The sequence below is a fragment of the Microvirga sp. P4_G7 genome (assembly GCF_056401005.1).
Window position 1 is genome coordinate 1 of record NZ_JBFUKD010000732.1, and the last position, 1,739, is coordinate 1,739.

2 protein-coding genes are annotated in these 1,739 nt (G+C 65.3%); both read left to right on the top strand.

Annotation, left to right across the window (positions count from 1 at the left end):
• A partial coding sequence (locus tag AC1DT3_RS20095) for an inositol monophosphatase family protein (RefSeq protein ID WP_477466978.1) occupies positions 1 to 444 on the top strand: 444 nt, incomplete at its 5' end.
• A 240-nt stretch (positions 445 to 684) separates the two neighbouring features.
• Positions 685 to 1,647, top strand: coding sequence for a flagellar motor protein MotA (locus AC1DT3_RS20100; RefSeq protein ID WP_477466979.1), 963 nt, complete (start codon positions 685 to 687; stop codon positions 1,645 to 1,647).
• Positions 1,648 to 1,739 lie beyond the last annotated feature (92 nt).

Below are 1,739 nucleotides of genomic sequence, written 5' to 3' on the forward strand. Positions count from 1 at the left end.
GTCTATGATCCGGCGAAGGACGAGTTGTTCGTCGCCGAGAAGGGCAAAGGCGCCTACCTCAACAATCGCCGCATTCGCGTCTCCGCCCGTATCGCCATGGACGACGCGGTCGTCGCCTGCGGCATGCCGCATATCGGCAAGGGCGACCACGCCCTGTTCCTGCGCGAAGCGGCGAGCGTGATGGCCCATGTGGGCGGATCGCGGCGGTGGGGAGCGGCGGCGCTCGATCTCGCCTATGTCGCCTGCGGACGCCTCGACATCTACTGGGAGCGTGGGCTCAATTCCTGGGACATTGCCGCCGGCATGGTGATCCTGCGCGAAGCGGGCGGCTTCCTCTCCGATGCGGACGGCGGCAGCGATCCGGTCGGAAAGCGCAGCATCGCCTGCGGGAATGAGACCCTGCATCGCGAACTGCTGAAATTGCTCAAGAAAGCCAAAGCGTAGGGCGTTCGAGGGCGACGGCGGGAGGCGGGACGCGCTTTTCGCCGAGGCAGCGCAGTTCAGATGACCGCGATCTGCGATATTCTTGTTCGCGGCCCCGTCGAAACGCACGGCCACGCTTGATCCGTGGGGGTGGGACGGTCACATTGACTCCAGCCCCAGATCACCAACTTGGAGCATGTCCCCGTCGAAACGGCCTTCGCCGTTTCCGGGGTCGCTCTGGAGAGAACGAGCGCGCCGGAGATGGAATCCCAAACCCTTACCCCGCCACGCATCTATTTGATTCGCATGGCGGTCTTCCTGGTTCTGGCTGGGTTCGTCGCCTTCATCCTCTACAAGCAGATCTGGACCGCGTTCCTGGCCAATCCGGGCCTCAACGGCCTGATCATGGGCGTCATGCTCATCGGCATCGTCCTCGCGATCCGGCAGGTCTGGAGGCTGTTTCCGGAAGTTCGGTGGGTCAATACCCTCAGCCGTGAGGAAGAAGGGCTCGCCCTCCCGGAATCGCCGACCCTGCTCGCGCCGATGGCGGCCCTCATCAACAACCGCAGCAACCGGTCGCTCCTCTCGGTCGCAGCGACGCGTTCGCTGCTCGACTCGATCGGCGCCCGCCTCGACGAGAGCCGCGAAATCGTCCGCTACCTCGCCGGTTTGCTGATCTTCCTGGGCCTTCTCGGCACCTTCTGGGGCCTCATCGAGACGGTCGGTTCCGTCGGCCGCATCATCGGCTCGCTGAGGACGGGACAGGATGCGACAGTCCTGTTCGACGAGCTGAAGACCTCACTGGCCGGGCCCTTGCAAGGCATGGGGCTGTCCTTCTCGGCTTCACTTTTCGGCCTTGCGGGCTCGCTCGTCCTCGGCTTCCTCGATCTTCAGGCCGGCCAGGCCCAGAACCGGTTCTATACGGAACTCGAAGACTGGCTCGCCGCTTCGACCATGGATACCGGCCTCGACGCGACCGCCCGTCCGCAAGGGTCGCCCGATTTGACCGTGGCGCTGAACCGCCTGACCGCGGCGGTCAACGACGGTGCCGGGGGCCGGGCCTCGACGCAGGCGATGGCGAACCTCGCCGAAGGAGTGCAGGGTCTCGTCCAGCACATGCGGGCCGAACAGCAGATGATCCGTGACTGGGTGGAAGCGCAGGCTTCTCGCGAGAAGGATCTCAAGCAGATCCTGGATCGGCTGACCCGTGAAAGGCTGCCCTGATGCCCGCGGGAAGCGGGCGGCGCCGCGGCCGGCAGAGCGACATCAATTACTGGCCCGGCTTCGTGGACGCCCTGTCCACCTTGCTGCTCGCG